The sequence below is a fragment of the Neomesorhizobium albiziae genome, from assembly GCF_900114255.1.
GTDB lineage: Bacteria > Pseudomonadota > Alphaproteobacteria > Rhizobiales > Rhizobiaceae > Neomesorhizobium > Neomesorhizobium albiziae.
In genome coordinates, this window is record NZ_FOSL01000009.1 from 24,079 (window position 1) to 40,303 (window position 16,225).

The window sequence follows — 16,225 nt, forward strand, 5'->3', positions numbered from 1 at the left end:
GATGGCAAAGACACGGCTTGCCATCATCGGGCTTGGCATGGCGGCAGCGCCGCATGCAAAAAGCCTGCGCGACCTTAGCGACCGCGTCGAGGTGGCGGCGGCGTTCAGCCCGAGTGCAGATCGCCGGCAGGCATTCGCACAAACATATGGCTTTCCCACATGCGATGATGCCGAAACTATTTTCGCTGATGCGTCGATCGGCGCGATGCTGCTGCTGACGCCACCCAACACCCATCTGGAACTCGTGCGGCGAGCCGCCTCTGCAGGCAAGCACATCCTTCTGGAAAAGCCGCTGGAAACCAGTCTCGAGCGCGCCGAAGCTTTGGTTGCGGCTGCGGATCAGGCAGGGGTCAAGCTCGGCATCGTCTTGCAGCACCGCTTCCGGCCGGTCAGCAGGGCACTCGCCGGCATCATGAATGACGGCCGCCTCGGCGCCATGGTCAGCGCCTCCGCGCGGCTCTCCAACTGGCGGCCGCAAAGCTACTACGACCAGTCGGGGCGTGGCACCAAGGCCCGCGACGGCGGTGGCGTGCTTTTGACCCAGGCGATCCACACGCTCGACCTCTTGATCTCGCTGGCCGGCCTGCCGGTCGAGGTCACCGCATATGCGACGACGAGCCCTGTTCACCGCATGGAAACCGAAGACCTGGCGATGGGCGCGATCCGCTTCGGCAATGGCGCAATCGGCACCGTCAGCGCCACCACGACAGCCTATCCCGGCCTGCCTGACGCCATCGACATCATCGGCACCGAAGGCATGGCCCGCTTGCATGGAACCGAGCTTTCGGCGCAGTTCCACGACGGCACCGAACTTTCGGCGACGGACGAGGCGGCCGGCGGCGCCGGCGCCGACCCCATGGCCTTTTCGCATCATCACCACCGCGCGGTGATCGCCGATTTCCTCGATGCCATCGAATCGGATCGCTCGCCGCTGGTGACAGGACGCGAGGCGCTAAAGGTGCACCGCCTGATCGAGGCGATCCTGCGCTCGTCGGAGACGGGCCAGAGGCAGGTGGTTTGAATCAGGCGACGGCGCGCAAATCAAAATCGGCGTGAATCACGTCGAAAGGCACCAACACCTTGCCGTCATCGTCCCGCTCGATGATTCCCCATTCGATAAGGGCTGTCACATCGTCGTGAACGCGCCTTATGTCCCGCTCCAGGGAGCGGGACAGGCCTCGGATGCTTGATGGCCCGATTCTTTGCAAATGCTCGATCAGTTCCCAACGCTTGGGGCTGATCACCGAAAACAGTTGGGTTGGCGAGCTGAACGTAAAGGTGGCGATGGGGTCGGCTGCCTTTGCGCCATTCCACGCGTCGACGAAATCCCTGCCCATGCTTTCCAGCACAGCGGAGGCATCCTGTTCGGCCCGAACCTGAATAATCGCGCGTTTCATGTCGGCATCCTTTTTCGAACTTCAGCAAGGAAATCGGCCATCAGCTCGTTCACGGAGGTGAACCGATAAGGGTATTCCTTGCCATCGAGGTGGCAGTGATCCCCCTTTCCCCGTTCATTGTCGAAACCGACGATCCGTTTTCCGTCCCGCCCGAAAAACAAACGGTACTTGTAAGGATGGCTGCTTCCAGCAACAGGACGGGGCAACCGCCAGACAACCATCTCGACAATTTCGCCACCGGGGAGGATCGATTTCGCCCTGTGGACAAGCTCGGCTTTCATGTTGTCCTTGATGTCATCATACTCGCCGTTGTCAACGATGACAACACCAGACATTCCACATTTGAAGGCGGCTGGCGTCCCTACCCCGACGACCGCCCGGCGAAGATTACATTCGCTTCGGCAAGGCTGGGCATCGACGGCGCCGTACCCGGGCGGGTCACCGAGATGCCCGCCACAGCGCAGCCGAAACGCACCGCTTCCAGCGGCGTGAAGCCACGCGCCAGCCCGACCGCGAAGCCGCCGTTGAAGGCATCGCCGGCACCGGTGGTTTCCACCACCGGGCCGACCCGGTAGACAGGCACAAGCTCGGACTGCGTTTTGGTGTGCAGGAGCGCACCCTTGTCGCCGAGCGTGATGACGGCCGCACCCGCGCCGCGCTCCATCAGCCTGGCCGCCGCCGCCCGCGCCTGATCGACGGTCTCGACCTTCATGCCGGTCAGTTCCTCCGTCTCGGTCTCGTTCGGCGTGACGTAATCGCAAAGCCCGAAAATCTCGTCGGCGAGCGGTGCAGCAGGTGCGGGATTGAGCACCGTGACGACACCCGCCGCCCGCGCCGTGCGAAGCGCCTGGAGTGCGGCCTCGACCGGCTGTTCGAGCTGCGTGACGAACACGCCGGCCGAGCGGATCAGATCGGCGTGGGCGTCGATGTCGGCCGGCGAGATCAGTGACGCCGCACCTGGCGAAACGATGATCGCGTTGTTGCCGGTGGTCTCCTCGACGAAGATGTAGGCCGCGCCCGTATAGCTCTCCGGCGTCTCGATAACGTGGGGGTTTACGCCGGCTTCCGCCCAGGTCCGCATTGCCATCTCCGCGAAGGTGTCCTTGCCGAGCCGGGTAATGAAGGAGACATCGGCTTCCAGCCGCGCCGCCGCGACCGCCTGGTTCGAGCCCTTGCCGCCCGGACCGAGCTTGAAGCCGGTGCCCAGGATCGTTTCGCCCATGCGCGGCGCTCGCGCCGCCCGGTAGGCCGTATCGGCAACGAAGATGCCGAGGATGACGATCGGCTTCGCCATCATGCTCACTTGGCGTCCGGCGGGATGACGCCCTTGCGGAAGGCGAAACAGCCATAGAAACGCCGCTCGCCGGTCTGGATGACGCAATAGGCCTGCTTGGCGCGCTCGTAGAAAGCGTAGCGTTCGACCGAAATCATCGGCCAGGACTTGCCCTCGGCCTTGTCGATCTCCTTCTGCACCTCCTGCTGCACCGCCGGCACCTCTTTTGGCGCGCCGACGATCTCCATGCGGCCCGCGGCATCGTCGACGAACGTATCCAGCGGGTAGACCGACAGGATGGCGGCTACCGCATCCGCGGCGGTGACGTTGTCGATCCTGAGAAGCTTGCCCAGGCGCGTTTGCCGGGCTATGGAATCGGAAGGGAAATTGGTGTCGGCCACGATCAGGTCGTCGCCATGGCCCATTGCCCGCAACGCCTGCAGCACCTCGGCGTTCAGAAGCGGACTGATCCCTTTCAGCATGTCTTTCTCCCCATCGCGAAATCAATAGCCGGCTAAATCCGTTGCGCGGTTTGCGCGTGAAACAGGTGAACGCGGTCCGGCCGCGGCCTGAGATGGATGGTGTCGCCGGGCTTGAAATCATGCCGCTCGCGAAACAGCGCCACCAGCTTGCTTTCGCCGGCGCGCAGGAAAACCATGGTTTCCGAGCCTGTCGGCTCGACCACCGAAATCTGCGCGGGAAACCCGTCGGAGGCCAGTTCGAGATGTTCGGGCCGGATGCCGAACAGCACCGGCTGGCCGTCGGAGACGGCATGCCTGCCGGCGACGGGCAAGGTGACGCCTTCGAGCGAAACAGCAGGCTTGTCGCCACCTGCCACCGTACCGGTCAATATGTTCATCGAAGGCGAGCCAATGAAACCCGCGACGAAGAGATTGGCCGGCCGGTCGAACAGTTCGAGCGGCGCCCCCACCTGTTCGACGCGCCCGTCCTGCATGACGACGATCTTGTCGGCCATGGTCATCGCCTCGACCTGGTCGTGGGTGACGTAGACGGTGGTGGTTTTCAGGCGCTGGTGCAGTTCCTTGATCTCGGTGCGCATCTGGACGCGCAATTTGGCGTCGAGGTTGGAAAGCGGCTCGTCGAACAGGAAGACCTGCGGGTTGCGCACGATGGCGCGGCCCATGGCGACGCGCTGCCGCTGGCCACCGGAAAGCTGGCGGGGGTAGCGCTGTAGATAAGGCTTGAGGCCAAGGATATCGGCGGCCCTGCCAACGCGTTCCTCGATTTCCCTGGGATCGGTGCGCCTGAGTTTGAGGGCGAAAGCCATGTTCTGCGCCACCGTCTTGTGCGGATAGAGCGCGTAATTCTGGAATACCATGGCGATGTCGCGTTCGGCGGGGGCCAGGTTGTTGACGACCTTGTCGCCGATCGCCACCTGCCCGCCGGTGACGCTTTCCAGCCCGGCGATCATGCGCAGCAACGTCGACTTGCCGCAGCCGGACGGCCCCACCAGCACGACGAACTCGCCATCGGCTATGTCGATCGAGACTCCGTGAATGACTTCCACGGCTTCGAACGCCTTGCGGACGTCGCGAATGGTCACCTTCGCCATCATTCCTCCCATGCGGCCGGGCGACTGGCCGTGCGAAACGATTAGCCGACCGATTGGCGAGTGTCCACCGCGCTAACAATCGATTGAAAATTCCCGGCGACTTGATCCATACTGCTTTGGCTTGGACTGGTGTTGTTTCCCGGAAGAGGAAGCATGCAGCGCGGCGGGTTTGGGAAGGAGCCTGCCGAGAGACCGTTGCACAGCGCGACCGGAAGCCACCTGCCGAAGAGTTCCAGCCACAGCGCTGGGCCGATCACTTCAGGGAGGAATGACTATGCGAAAAGAGGTCTACGACCGGCTGATGCAGTTGCAATCCAGCCGTCGAAACGTTTTGAAAGGTGCTGCGGCGGTTGGCGCGCTTGCCGCAGGATCGTCCGGTTTCATAGGTGCGCTAACCCGGCCCGCCAGCGCTCAGGACGATCTGCGCGCGCAGATCCTGCAGATCCCGGGCGTCGGCAAAGGACAGCCGACCGACGCCGATTTCCAGAAAGTCGGCGAACTGTGCCTCGCCGCCACCAAGGCCAACGTCAAGGAAGGCGAGTTCGCCGGCGTCGAACTGACCTTCATGGGTCTCAACAACCAGAACCTGCACAACGTATTGTTCCGCGGCTTCCTGAAACCGTGGGAGGCCTATACCGGCGCCAAGATCAACTGGATCGACCTGGCGCAGGCCGACTACAACGCCCGCCTGCAGCAGTCGATCGCCACCAGCACCGTCGACTTCGACATCCTGCAGATGGGGGCGCCCTTCGAGGGCGATGTCTGCGGCAAAGGCCTGACCTCCGAGATGCCGGATTGGGTCAAGGCGCAGATCGACATGCAGGACGTCGTCAGCTACCTGCAGCCGCCGGTCGGCACCTGGGACGGCAAGCAATACCGCATTACCGTCGACGGCGACGCCCACAACTTCAACTACCGCACCGACGTGTTCTCCGACGCAGCGCTTGCCGAAGCGTGGAAAGCCGATACCGGTGACAAGGCCGGCCTGGCCGAATGGGGCGTGCCAAAGACCTGGCAGCAGGTGCAGGCAACGACGAAGTTTCTCAAGGGCAAGCAGGTCGGCGGCCAGGATGTCTATGGCTATCTCGACGCGCCAAAGGCCTGGGGCGGTTTCGGCTTCTATTTCCTCGGCAGCCGCGCTTCCGCCTACGCCAAGCACCCAGACGACAAGGCCTGGCTGTTCGACCCCGACACGATGAAGCCGCGCATCAACAACCCGGCCTGGGTACGGGCGATCCAGGACGTCATCGACGCGCTGCCTTCGGAGCCGCCGGACCAGATCAACGCCGATCCCAACCAGACGGCGTTCCAGCAGTTCCTCGCCGGCACCGGCTCGATGGTGGTGTGGTGGGGCGATGTCGGCTCCAACGTCAAGACCAACGATTCCTCGGTGGTCGGCGACATCACCGGCTTCTCGATCCTGCCGGGCTCGGACGACGTCTACAACTCCAAGACCGGCCAGTGGGACAAGCTGGCGAGCGGCCCGAACTATGCGCCGAACTGCGCCTATATCGGCTGGGGCGTCTATGTGATGGCGCGCGTCGACAGCGATGAAAAGAAGAAGAAGGCGGCGTGGTCGGCGGCGGCACATCTCGGCGGCAAGGACCTGTCGCTCTGGTGCGCAGCCTATCCCTCAGGCTTCCAGCCTTACCGCAACAGCCATTTCAACATTCCGGAATGGGTGGCGGCGGGCTACGACGAGGCCTTCATCTCGTCCTATCTCAAGTCGGAAGCAGACAGCTACAACCACCCGAACGCGGCGATCGAACCCCGCATTCCCGGCATCTTCCAGTACTATTCGGTCGCGGAAGACGAACTGGCGAAAACCTTCGCCGGCCAGGGAACCGCGCAGGAGGGCGCCGACCGCATCGCGGCGGCGTGGGAGAAGATCACCGACCAGATCGGCCGCGAGAACCAGATCAAGCTCTACAAGGCTTCACTGGGCATGTGACGGCGCAACACAGGGCTGGCGGCGGACAAGGCCGCCAGCCTTTCGTTTCGCATATCGGTGCAACCCAAGGCCATCGGTGACGATGCAATGAACACTACGATCCGGAACGTGCATGGCACTTGAGGTCGTGACGGACGACATACCGGCGGCGCGGCGCAATGCCGGCAAGCTGATCATCGGGCTCGGTTCGCTGCTGCTCGTGGCGGCGTTCGCCATGCAGATTCTGTACAAATCGGGCGCCACACCGCTCGGCTATGACACGTGGCGCGTGGTGCTCTATGCCTATGTGGTTTGGGGCGCAGCGCTCGGCATCGGCCAGGTGCTGATGCGCGGCGAGGCCGGGTGGCGGGCGCTTTTCATCCTGCCGGCGGTGCTGTTCACCGTGGCGATGGTGATCTTCCCGACGCTGTTCGGCTTCTACATCGCCATGACCGACTGGAACTTGTCGAGCTTTTCCGGCCGCAAGTTCAACGGCCTCGACAATTTCTGGCAGATGCTGGCCGACCCGTACTACCGCAACGCGCTCGTCAACATGATCTATTACGTGCTGGCGGTGCTGGTCGAGTATGTCGTCGCCTTCGGGCTTGCGCTGCTGCTCAACGCGCAGATCCGCGCGCGAAAATTCTTCCGCGTCGTCTTCCTGCTGCCGCTGATGCTGTCGCCCGTCGCGGTTTCCTGGATGATCGGCAAATCGCTGATGGAATACCGCTTCGGGCCGGCGGCGAAGCTGGCGCGCTGGCTTGGCTGGGATACGCCGGCCTTCTTCGCCACGCCCGAAATCGCCCGCCTCAGCATCATGTTCCTCGACGCCTGGACGTTCATCCCCTTCATGATGATCATGCTGCTCGCCGGCCTGCAGGCGCTGCCGAAAGATGTGATGGAGGCCGCCCATGTCGACGGCGCAACGCCCTGGCAGGCCTTCTGGGGCGTCACTTTCCCGCTGATGCTGCCGGTGTCGATCACCGCGGTGATCCTGCGCATCATTTTCAAGCTGAAGCTCGCCGACATCGTCATCAACGTCACCTCGGGCGGACCGGGAGGCGCCACCGATACGGTCACCAGCTTCATCTTCCGGGAATACCGCGACCGCTCCAATGTCGGCTACGGCACCATGCTTGCGATGGTCTACCTCATCCTGATCATCATCTTCATCACCCTGCTCCTGAAATTCGTCAGCCGGTGGACCCGCGATGTCAACTGAAGTGATTTCCAGCGGCATGATCGGGGAGAGCGCGGTTACGCCGGGAATGAAGGCCCGGTTTCTCGGCAGCCGCGCGCTGATCTACGGCGCGTTGCTATTGTGGGCGTTCATTTGCCTGTTCCCGCTCTACTGGACGGTGACCACCTCCTTCAAACAGGCAGTGAACGTGACCCAGGGCCACCTTATTCCGTGGGTCGATTTCCAGCCCGACTGGAAGGGCTGGCGGTCGCTCGGCCTGTCGCCAGACACGATCGGCACGACATCGACGGTGCGCGACGAATTCGTCAAGCGTTTCACCAACAGCGTCATCACCAGCGTCTGCGCCTCTCTGCTCGCCATCGTCATCGGCAGCCTCGCGGCCTATGGGCTGACACGCTTCAAGTACCGCTTCGCATGGATGCGCAATGACGACATCTCGTTCTTCTTCCTGTCGCAGCTGATCTTGCCGCCCGTCGTCCTCGCGCTGCCCTTCCTCGTCCTCTACAAGGAACTCAACCTCCTGGATTCGCGCATCGGCCTCATCCTACTCTACGCGCTGATGGTGCTGCCCATCGTCATCTGGATCATGCGCGACCAGTTCAAGTCGATCCCGATCGAACTGGAGGAAGCAGCCCTCGTCGACGGCCTTTCGGTCTGGGGCGCATTCTTTCAAATCGTGCTTCCCATCGCGCTGCCCGGCATGGTCGCCGCCTTCGTGCTGTCGCTGGTGCTGTGCTGGAACGAATATTTCTTCGCAGCACTTCTGACCAGCACCGACGCCAAGACCCTGCCTGTGATGGTGGCCAGCCAGACCGGCTCGCAAGGCATCAACTGGTGGTCGATGGCGGCGCTCTCGACCGCTGCGATCGCGCCGCTGGTCATCATCGGCGTCGTGCTCGAACGCTATATCATCCAAGGCATGACCGCAGGCGCGGTGAAATAGTTCCGGGCTTCGCCGATGTCTTGCGCCCTACCCCTTAAGCAGCGTCCGCATGCGGGCCAGGACAAGATCGCGGCCTTTGCGGCCAAGCTCGGCGGAAGCATCCTTGGCGCTCGCCGTGTACCAGCCCTTGTTTTCGGGAAACCTGTCCATGTCCACCGCTTCCGGACACAGCGCCATCATCAGCGACGTCTCGCCGATGCCGGCATGGTCGAACGGATATTGCGCGATGATGGCCGCATCCATGAGCGGATGGATCTTGATCCAGTTGAAGGGATCGCTGCCGGTGGCATGCTGGGCGTAGTAATCCGCCATCTCGTTGTTGCCCCACCAGCCCTCGCCCCGCTGCTTTTCCAGGAACCGGAAGATCGCCTGCCGCCCGGCAAACTTGAAGGCGAGGTCGGTCGGCATGCCGGCGACAAAATTCTCCGTCTGGTGATGGATGAACCCATGGATGTTGCGGAAGCCGACCCGCAACAGCCCGAGAAACAATTCCTCGGCGAAGAGCGCAAGCTTTCCCGCGTCGGCGTGGACCGAGCCGTTGCGCTCCGGCGGCTCGACCGCATAGCTCGCCGCGCCGTAATAGAAGGGCGGCAGGACGACCATCTGCATCTCCTGCTCCAGCAGGTCCACGAGCTTGATGACCGCAATGGTGTCCATGCCGAACGCCATGTGCTCGCCATGGTATTCGAGCACGCCGAGCGGCAGCACGACCGGCCAGTTTTCGTCGATCGCCCGGCGCAGTTGATGAGGCAACATGAGTTCGTAACGCATGGGGTATATGCCGCCCTGTATCGCCCCGCACGGGGGAAAAATCGCTCGGCGAAGCTAACAACGCGCCTGTCTGCTGTCCAATGCTCAAGCGGGCTTTTGGCGTCATGGCGTTGCGCTGGTTTGCCGGCGCAAAGAGACTGGAAGGAACGTCATCAATGAAGACAAAACACTGGCAACGCGGCGGAAATGCCCGGCTGGCGTTCACCGAACTCGGCTTCGGTTCGGCCCCGCTCGGGAACCTCTACCGCGCGATTTCTGATGACGATGCCGACGCCGTTCTGGCCGAATCGTGGAATTCCGGCTGCCGCTATTTCGACAGCGCGCCGCTCTACGGCCTCGGGCTTTCCGAAACGCGCCTCAACCGGTTCCTGCGTGGCAAACCGCGCGACGAATACCTGCTCTCCACCAAGGTCGGCCGCATCCTCGAAGTGTGCGCTCCCGAAGAGCGCACCGGCATCGGCAAATTCTTCGACACGCCGACCCGGCGCGAGCGCTACGACTACAGCTACGACGGCGTCATGCGCTCCTTCGAAGCATCGCTGGAGCGGCTGGGTGTCGACCACGTCGACATCCTCTACGTTCACGATCTCGACCTTTTCACGCATGGATCGCAGGCAGCACTCGACCCGAAGCGTGAAGAATTCATGCGCTCCGGCTACAGCGCGCTCGTCTCGCTGCGTGACCAGAAGGTGATCAGCGCGTTCGGCGGCGGCCTTAACGAATCCGAGGCCAGCCAATGGCTGGCGGAACGCGGCGATTTCGATCTTTTCCTGCTGGCCGGTCGCTACACGCTGCTGGAGCAGGCGGCGCTCGAAACCTTCCTGCCGCTCTGCCAGCAACGCGGCATCGGCATCGTGCTCGGCGGCCCCTACAATTCGGGCATCCTGGCGGCCGGGCCCAAAGCCGGCGCCTTTTTCAACTATTCGGAAGCGCCGCAAACCGTGATTAAGCGCGTGGCGCGTATCGAGGCGGTGTGCCAGCGCCACGGCGTCAGGCTGATCGAGGCAGCGCTGAAGTTTCCGCTGATGCATCCTTCCGTCGTCTCGGTCATTCCGGGAGGCCAATCGGTCGCCGAAGTGCGCAGCAATCGGTCGATCCTCAACGTCGAAATTCCCACAGCACTTTGGGACGATTTGAAGGGTCAAGGCCTGATGCGGCCGGATGCGCCGACCGTGGCCGGAAAGGCAGCGGCATGACCATCCGTATCGACGCACACCAGCATTTCTGGAATCCGGCCCGCGGCGACTACGACTGGATGCCGAGGGACAATGCCGTGCTGAACCGCGTTTACCTGCCTGAAGACCTGGCGCCACGCCTTGCCGAGGCCGGCATTGCCAAAACCGTGCTGGTGCAGGCGGCGGCGAGTGTCGAAGAAACCGAATACATGCTTGGCATTGCCGACGCGACCGACACCGTCGCCGCTGTGGTCGGCTGGATCGACTTCGAGGACCGCAGCCATCTCAGGCATCTGGAACGCCTGCGCGACCATCCGAAATTCGTTGGCGTGCGACCGATGATCCAGGACATCCCCGATGTCGACTGGATGCTGCGCGACGATGTCCAATGGGCCTATTCGGCACTCGCCGATCTCGACCTGACCTTCGACGCGCTCGGCTTTTCCCGCCACCTCGGCAATTTCCTGACACTGCTGAAGCGCTACCCGAAGCTGCGCGTAGTGGTCGATCATTGTATGAAGCCACAGGTCAGGGATCACGGCACGGCGCGCGAGGAACTTGCGTTCTGGGCGAACGGCATGGCGCGGATTGCCCGCGAGACCGGAGCATACTGCAAACTTTCGGGCCTGGTGACCGAAGCAAACGACGGCTGGAACGTCGAAGACCTCCGCCCCTATGCGGCGCGCCTGCTGGCAAGCTTCGGACCGGACCGGATGATGTGGGGATCGGACTGGCCGGTCTGCCTGCTCAGCGCCAGCTATGCCGACTGGCGCCAGGCCGCGGAAGCGCTCACCGCAGGCTTGGGCGAGGCCGACCGCGATGAGATTTTCGGCGGAACCGCAGCGCGGTTTTACGGGATCAAGAACTGATCTGGCTCAGCACCACGAAACTGCTTCAGAATTCGCCCTGCCAAGTCATATGGCGTGGTTTTTCGAGAACCGGAGCGGAGCGGACATTCAGTCCGTAAGCAACGGAAGCGGAGAAAGCCACGTCAGATGGCCGGCAGGGTAGAATTATCAAGCAGTCTCGCTACATCACCGCGCCGAGCTGCCATGGCACATACTCGTTGTCGCCAAGGCCGAGCGCTTCGCTCTTGCTCTTTTCGCCGGAAGCGACCGCGACGATGCGCTCGACGATCTGCCGGCCCTTTTCCTCGATCGAAATGCCGTCGTCGATGATGTCGCCGCAGTTGAGGTCCATGTCCTCTTCCAACTGGCGGTACATCGCCGAATTGGTGGCGAGCTTGATGGTCGGCGCCGGTTTGGAGCCGAAGGCCGAGCCGCGGCCGGTGGTGAAGACGATGATCTGGGAGCCGGAAGCGATCTGCCCGGTGGCCGAGACCGGGTCGTAGCCCGGCGAATCCATGAACACGAAGCCGGGCTTCTTCACCCGCTCGGCGTAGAGCAGCACGTCGGAGAGCGCCAGGGTGCCGCCCTTGGCGGCAGCACCCAGCGATTTTTCGAGGATCGTCGTCAGCCCGCCCGCCTTGTTTCCCGGCGACGGGTTGTTGTCCATCGAGCCGCCATTCATCGCCGTGTAATTTTCCCACCAGCGGATGCGTTCGATCAGCTTGTCGCCGACCTCCTGCGAGGCGGCGCGGCGCACCAGCAATTGCTCGGCGCCGTAGATTTCCGGCGTTTCGGACAGAAGGGCGGTGCCGCCATGGCGCACCAGCATGTCTGTCGCGGCGCCAAGCGCCGGGTTGGCCGTCACACCGGAAAAGCCGTCCGAGCCGCCGCATTGCAGTCCTATCACCAGCTCGTTGACCGGGATCGGCTCGCGCCTGACCGCGTTGACGGCAGGCAGCAGCGCCTTGATGGCGGCGATGCCGGCTTCGATGGTTTTGCGCGTGCCGCCGGTTTCCTGGATGGTCAGGCCGTGGAAGCGCTCCTCGCCCTTTGAACCGAACATCGAGCGCATGCGGCCGATCTGCATGACCTCGCAGCCGAGCCCGATGAAGATGGCGGCGCCGACATTGGCATGGGTGGCGTGGCCCCAGAGCACGCGCTGCAACGTGTCGTAGCCCTCGCCGGAAGCAGCCATGCCGCAGCCGGTGCCGTGCGCAAGCGCGATGACGCCGTCGATATTGGGATAATCGTCGAGCGCGCCGGTGCGGTTGAAGTGGTCGGCGATGTGGCGCACGACAGTGGCCGAGCAGTTCACCGTGGCGCAGAGCGCAATGTAGTTGCGGGTGGCAGCGCCGCCATCGGCGCGGCGGTAGCCCTGGAAGGTCAGCCGCTCGGCTTCCGGAACATAGTCGACCGGCCGGTAATCCTCGCCGACATGGTAGCTCTGGTCATGCGCACCCATCAGGCAGTTGTGGGTGTGGATGTGCTCGCCGGCGGCGACAGCGCGGCTGGCGTAACCGATGATCTGGCCGAATTTGATGATGGGCCGGCCTTCCGCGATGTCGGTCGTGGCGATCTTGTGGCCCGACGGCACCAGCCGCTCCAGTGCTGCACCGACCCCGGCAGGGCGCTCGCCGGCGCCGAATGCCTTGGTCAGCACGACGACATTGTCCCTGGCATGCAAGCGGATCACGCCATTTAATTCGAGTGTGCTCGACATGCGAGACCTCCAGAAGCTTCCATGCTTCTGATTTGAGCATTATTTATCAGCGAAGCAAGCATTCATTACCGCAATGCGGCAGGAATTGCACGGCGGCAGCCCATCCGGCGTTTCAATCGCAAGGGGAGAGGAATTTGTTGCCGAAAAGGCGCGGCCTGCAATCCTGCTGCTTCATGCGAGGCACTCTCGGCCGCTGCGGTTGCACCAGCGGGCGGTCCTGCTCGCGGAATTGCTGATGCTGGCGCTGGAAATCGCGCATGCCCTGAACACGGTCGATCGACTGCAACGTGCCGGGCTGCCCGTTGAGGATGACGCGGTTGCGCTCCGCCCGGGTCAGCGGATCGGTAGAATAGGTCTGCGCTGACGTGGACACGACCGCAGCCATCATCGTTGCCGCTGCCAGAAAGATCGTCCAGGCAGTCCGAACCGGCAACCGCATCCGCTTCTCCTCGTACACAGGTCAATGCCCACCAACCAATATAGTGCGGAGAGGAAAACCTTTCCATCAAACTTGGGTGATACAAGCCATCGGCCGCGAAAGATGTCTCATGTCGACGTTTCAGCCAGCGGACTCTTTCCACTCTCGGCACTCTGCCGCAACAGCACCAGAGTCACGATCGCGGCCGCCAGGGCGATGGCCGCGCTGATCGCCATTGTCAGTTGCAGCGCTTGCGTGAAAGCGAGCCGGGCGGCCGCCAGCAATTGCATGCCGGGTTCTCCCGAAACCTGCACCGCCACCGCAACCGCGCCACCCAATGTGTCGCGCGCCGCATCCAACGCCTCCGGCGGCAGCCCTGCGCCTATTACAGCGCTCATATCGGCGCGATAGAGCGCGGTGACGATGCTGCCGAGCAGCGCGATGCCCAGCGCTCCGCCAAACTCCGAGCTGGTCTCGGCAATGCCCGCGGCAGCACCGGCCTTTTCCGGCGCGACGGTGCCGACAATCAGATCGGTGGTCATGGTGAAAACCGGCGCCAGGCCAATCGAGAAGACGACATAGCCGGCCACAACCACGGCGAGTTCGTTCGGCCCGCCGATCTGGGTCAGCAGCACAAATCCGATGGCTGCGATCAGCAGTCCTCCCGCTATCACATACGACGGGCGAAAATGCTGCGCGATCGCCGGCGAAAGCGTCGAACCAACGATGAACCCGATCCCCGACGGCGCGCTCCACAGGCCGGCTTCGAGTGCGCCCATGCCAAGCACCAGTTGCAAATACTGGGCGATGAGCAGAAAGGCCGAAAAGGCGATGAAGAAGGAGAGGATATTGATCGACAGCGAGGTCGTGAAGGGCAGCGATCGAAAGATACTGAGGTCGATCAGCGGCGCGGCAAGCTTCTGCTGGCGCCGCACGAAAACATACCCCACCGCCAGGCCCGCAAGGATCGCCGCGGCCGGCAGCCAGCCAGCGCCATGTTCGGCGAAGTTCTTGATGCCGTAGATCACGGCGAGCACGGAACCGATCGAAAGCACGACGCTTTGGATGTCGATCTTGCCGGCGTCCGCATCCCGATATTCCGGCAGCAGGAATGGCCCGACAGCCAGCAGCAGCACCATGACCGGAAGCGCGATCAAAAACACCGAACCCCACCAGAAATATTCGAGCAATGCGCCGCCGATCAGCGGGCCGATGGCGCCGCCGGCCGAAAAGCTGGCGATCCAGATGCCAATGGCGAAGGTCCGTTCCTTGTCATCGTGGAACATGTTGCGAAGCAGCGACAATGTCGATGGCGCGAGTGTGGCTGCGGCAATGCCGAGCAAAGCCCGCGCCGCGATTAGCATTTCGGCACTGGTCGAAAAAGCCGCGAAGATGGAGGCGAGCCCGAACGCTACGGCGCCGATTAGTAGAAGCTTGCGGCGGCCGATGCGGTCGCCCAGCGTGCCCATGGTGATCAACGATCCGGCGACCAGGAACCCGTAGATGTCGACGATCCAAAGCAGTTGCGTGCTGCTGGGCTGCAGGTCGGCCACCAGATGAGGCACCGCAAGGTTAAGCACCGTCAGGTCCATGGAATAGAGCAGGCAAGGAAGCGCGAGCACCGCCAGGCCGACCCATTCACGGCGGCCTGCCTTGGGCGCAACTGCGGGCGCGGTCATCGTAGCGGTCCTTTCTGTCCCTGCGAACTGGAGCGGGCAAACTAGTCTCCGCCTGCTGACAGCCTTCCGTCAGCAGCATCCCGGGCATTCCGGTGGCGTGGCGGACCTATCCGTTCACCACCGCATGGATGTTGCCGTCGGGATCCTTGAACCATGCCGCCTTGATGGCGCCGGTCACGTGCACGTCGCCTTCCATCGTCGTGTCGGGAAAATCGTAGCGTTCGAAGGCAACGCCGTTCGCTTTCAGATCCTTGACGATCCCGGCAATGCCGTCGCCGACGACCCAGGTGGCGGCGGTGGCCTTGTTGGTGCCGGCATGCTGCGATTCATAGATGAACAGCGTCGACCGACCGGTGGCGTAGGTGATGACCCCCGGCTCTTCGCCGTCAAGCGGCTGCAGGCCGAGCTTACCTTCGTAGAACATCCTTGCCGTTTTGAGGTCGCTGACCGCAACCGTGGCGACGGCATCGTTGTTTCGAAGCATAGCGTTCTCCTCTTCAGCTCGGGCGGGTTAGCGGCCTTGCGCAGCTCCGGCGCAACATGAATCCATTGCACCTTCCTGCCGCGCTGACGCCTTGTTCTCGTATTTGTCGTGGTGCTTCACCCAGTCGGTGAGATCGCCGTTCGGTCCGGTCTCGTCGCGCCCCTTGGGCGTCAGGTCGAGATAATTGTAGGCGCCGATGAGCAATTCGTCGCCACGGCCGAACGACGAGAACACATGGAAAATATCGCCGGCTTCGTCCTTGTAGAAGGTGCTGACGCCGGGCAGCTCGGAGCTGGAATTCTCGATCAGGCGGTAATTGTAATAGACCTCGCCCCGCGCCAGCTCTTCCGGCCGGAAAGAGACGTGGAAGTCGAAATTGAAATCGCTGTCGAAGGACGAGACCCAGTTGAAGTGCCAATCCATGCGGCGCTTGTAGGCTTCGATCTTGTCGACGGGCGCGCGCGAGATGGCGACGAACGACACGTCGCGATGCTCGAAATGCTGGCGGGCGGCATCGACATGGTCGGCCTGGAAGGAACAGCCGACGCAGCCCTCCTGCCAGTCGGGGCCGAACATGAAATGCTGCACGATCAGCTGGCTGCGCCCTTCGAACAGGTCGGCGAGCGTCTTCTCGCCATCGATGCTGTCGAAGACATAGCGCTTGTCGACCTTGACCCATGGCAACGCGCGCCGCTCCGCGCTCAACTCGTCGCGAAAGCGGGTCAGCTCCTTTTCACGCACGAGGTGCGCCTTCTGCGCGGCGACCCATTCATCACGGCTTACGACGTTCGGGTGTGTCATTCCTGCCTCCTG

17 protein-coding genes are annotated in these 16,225 nt (G+C 62.9%); 6 read left to right on the forward strand and 11 right to left on the reverse strand.

All coding sequences use genetic code 11. The features are described 5' to 3' along the window. Window position 1 precedes the first annotated feature (1 nt). Window positions 2-1,021 (forward strand): Gfo/Idh/MocA family protein, encoded by a 1,020-nt coding sequence (locus F3H98_RS15580; RefSeq protein ID WP_149761243.1) that lies wholly within the window; start codon window positions 2-4, stop codon window positions 1,019-1,021. Between the two features lies 1 nt (window position 1,022). Here F3H98_RS15580 and F3H98_RS15585 read toward each other — a convergent pair whose 3' ends face one another. From F3H98_RS15585 to F3H98_RS15605, 5 genes are read right to left on the reverse strand one after another with little or no spacing between them, the layout of a single operon-like run. Continuing rightward, window positions 1,023-1,397, reverse strand: coding sequence for an HVO_A0114 family putative DNA-binding protein (locus F3H98_RS15585; protein WP_149761073.1), 375 nt, complete (start codon window positions 1,395-1,397; stop codon window positions 1,023-1,025). Further along, a complete protein-coding gene (locus F3H98_RS15590) occupies window positions 1,394-1,732 on the reverse strand; it encodes a toxin-antitoxin system TumE family protein (protein WP_342211615.1) in 339 nt (112 codons plus the stop codon). The genes F3H98_RS15585 and F3H98_RS15590 overlap by 4 nt, the downstream gene beginning before the upstream one ends. A gap of 26 nt (window positions 1,733-1,758) precedes the next feature. Beyond that, window positions 1,759-2,694: a ribokinase gene (gene rbsK, locus F3H98_RS15595; RefSeq protein ID WP_149761245.1), complete on the reverse strand. Its 936-nt coding sequence runs from the start codon at window positions 2,692-2,694 to the stop codon at window positions 1,759-1,761. Window positions 2,695-2,696: 2 nt separating this feature from the next. Next, a complete protein-coding gene (locus F3H98_RS15600) occupies window positions 2,697-3,152 on the reverse strand; it encodes an RbsD/FucU family protein (protein WP_149761074.1) in 456 nt (151 codons plus the stop codon). 32 nt (window positions 3,153-3,184) lie between these two features. Beyond that, window positions 3,185-4,243 carry an ABC transporter ATP-binding protein gene (locus F3H98_RS15605; protein ID WP_149761246.1) on the reverse strand — a complete coding sequence of 353 codons (1,059 nt, stop codon included), beginning with the start codon at window positions 4,241-4,243 and terminating at the stop codon, window positions 3,185-3,187. A 274-nt stretch (window positions 4,244-4,517) separates the two neighbouring features. Here F3H98_RS15605 and F3H98_RS15610 point away from each other — a divergent pair, with 274 nt between their 5' ends. From F3H98_RS15610 to F3H98_RS15620, 3 genes are all read left to right on the forward strand, one after another. Then, complete coding sequence (locus F3H98_RS15610; RefSeq protein ID WP_149761247.1) at window positions 4,518-6,194, forward strand: ABC transporter substrate-binding protein; 1,677 nt, start codon at window positions 4,518-4,520, stop codon at window positions 6,192-6,194. Between the two features lie 112 nt (window positions 6,195-6,306). Continuing rightward, window positions 6,307-7,395 (forward strand): carbohydrate ABC transporter permease, encoded by a 1,089-nt coding sequence (locus F3H98_RS15615; RefSeq protein ID WP_149761075.1) that lies wholly within the window; start codon window positions 6,307-6,309, stop codon window positions 7,393-7,395. A gap of 16 nt (window positions 7,396-7,411) precedes the next feature. Further along, a complete protein-coding gene (locus F3H98_RS15620) occupies window positions 7,412-8,317 on the forward strand; it encodes a carbohydrate ABC transporter permease (RefSeq protein WP_149761248.1) in 906 nt (301 codons plus the stop codon). A gap of 27 nt (window positions 8,318-8,344) precedes the next feature. Here F3H98_RS15620 and F3H98_RS15625 read toward each other — a convergent pair whose 3' ends face one another. Continuing rightward, window positions 8,345-9,088, reverse strand: coding sequence for a creatininase family protein (locus F3H98_RS15625; RefSeq protein WP_149761076.1), 744 nt, complete (start codon window positions 9,086-9,088; stop codon window positions 8,345-8,347). Between the two features lie 155 nt (window positions 9,089-9,243). Between F3H98_RS15625 and F3H98_RS15630 the strand changes: the two genes are divergently transcribed. Both F3H98_RS15630 and F3H98_RS15635 read left to right on the forward strand, forming a co-directional pair. Beyond that, window positions 9,244-10,284 carry an aldo/keto reductase gene (locus tag F3H98_RS15630; protein ID WP_149761077.1) on the forward strand — a complete coding sequence of 347 codons (1,041 nt, stop codon included), beginning with the start codon at window positions 9,244-9,246 and terminating at the stop codon, window positions 10,282-10,284. Then, window positions 10,281-11,132 carry an amidohydrolase family protein gene (locus tag F3H98_RS15635; RefSeq protein ID WP_149761078.1) on the forward strand — a complete coding sequence of 284 codons (852 nt, stop codon included), beginning with the start codon at window positions 10,281-10,283 and terminating at the stop codon, window positions 11,130-11,132. Before F3H98_RS15630 ends, F3H98_RS15635 begins: the two co-directional genes overlap by 4 nt. Before the next feature lie 160 nt (window positions 11,133-11,292). Here the strand turns inward: F3H98_RS15635 and F3H98_RS15640 are convergent, their stop codons facing one another. The 5 genes from F3H98_RS15640 to F3H98_RS15660 form a co-directional block, all read right to left on the reverse strand. Then, on the reverse strand, window positions 11,293-12,831 hold the full coding sequence (locus F3H98_RS15640; RefSeq protein ID WP_149761079.1) for a UxaA family hydrolase: 1,539 nt from the start codon (window positions 12,829-12,831) through the stop codon (window positions 11,293-11,295). Between the two features lie 112 nt (window positions 12,832-12,943). Then, window positions 12,944-13,270 (reverse strand): hypothetical protein, encoded by a 327-nt coding sequence (locus tag F3H98_RS15645; RefSeq protein WP_149761080.1) that lies wholly within the window; start codon window positions 13,268-13,270, stop codon window positions 12,944-12,946. Between the two features lie 107 nt (window positions 13,271-13,377). Next, a complete protein-coding gene (locus tag F3H98_RS15650; protein WP_149761081.1) occupies window positions 13,378-14,928 on the reverse strand; it encodes an MFS transporter in 1,551 nt (516 codons plus the stop codon). 106 nt (window positions 14,929-15,034) lie between these two features. Continuing rightward, entirely contained in the window at window positions 15,035-15,412 is a 378-nt protein-coding gene (locus tag F3H98_RS15655; RefSeq protein ID WP_149761082.1) for a VOC family protein, read from the reverse strand. 27 nt (window positions 15,413-15,439) lie between these two features. Next, the gene (locus F3H98_RS15660) at window positions 15,440-16,213 is read right to left on the reverse strand and encodes a DUF899 domain-containing protein (protein WP_149761083.1); all 774 of its coding nucleotides are present in this window, start codon (window positions 16,211-16,213) and stop codon (window positions 15,440-15,442) included. Between the last annotated feature and the right edge of the window lie 12 nt (window positions 16,214-16,225).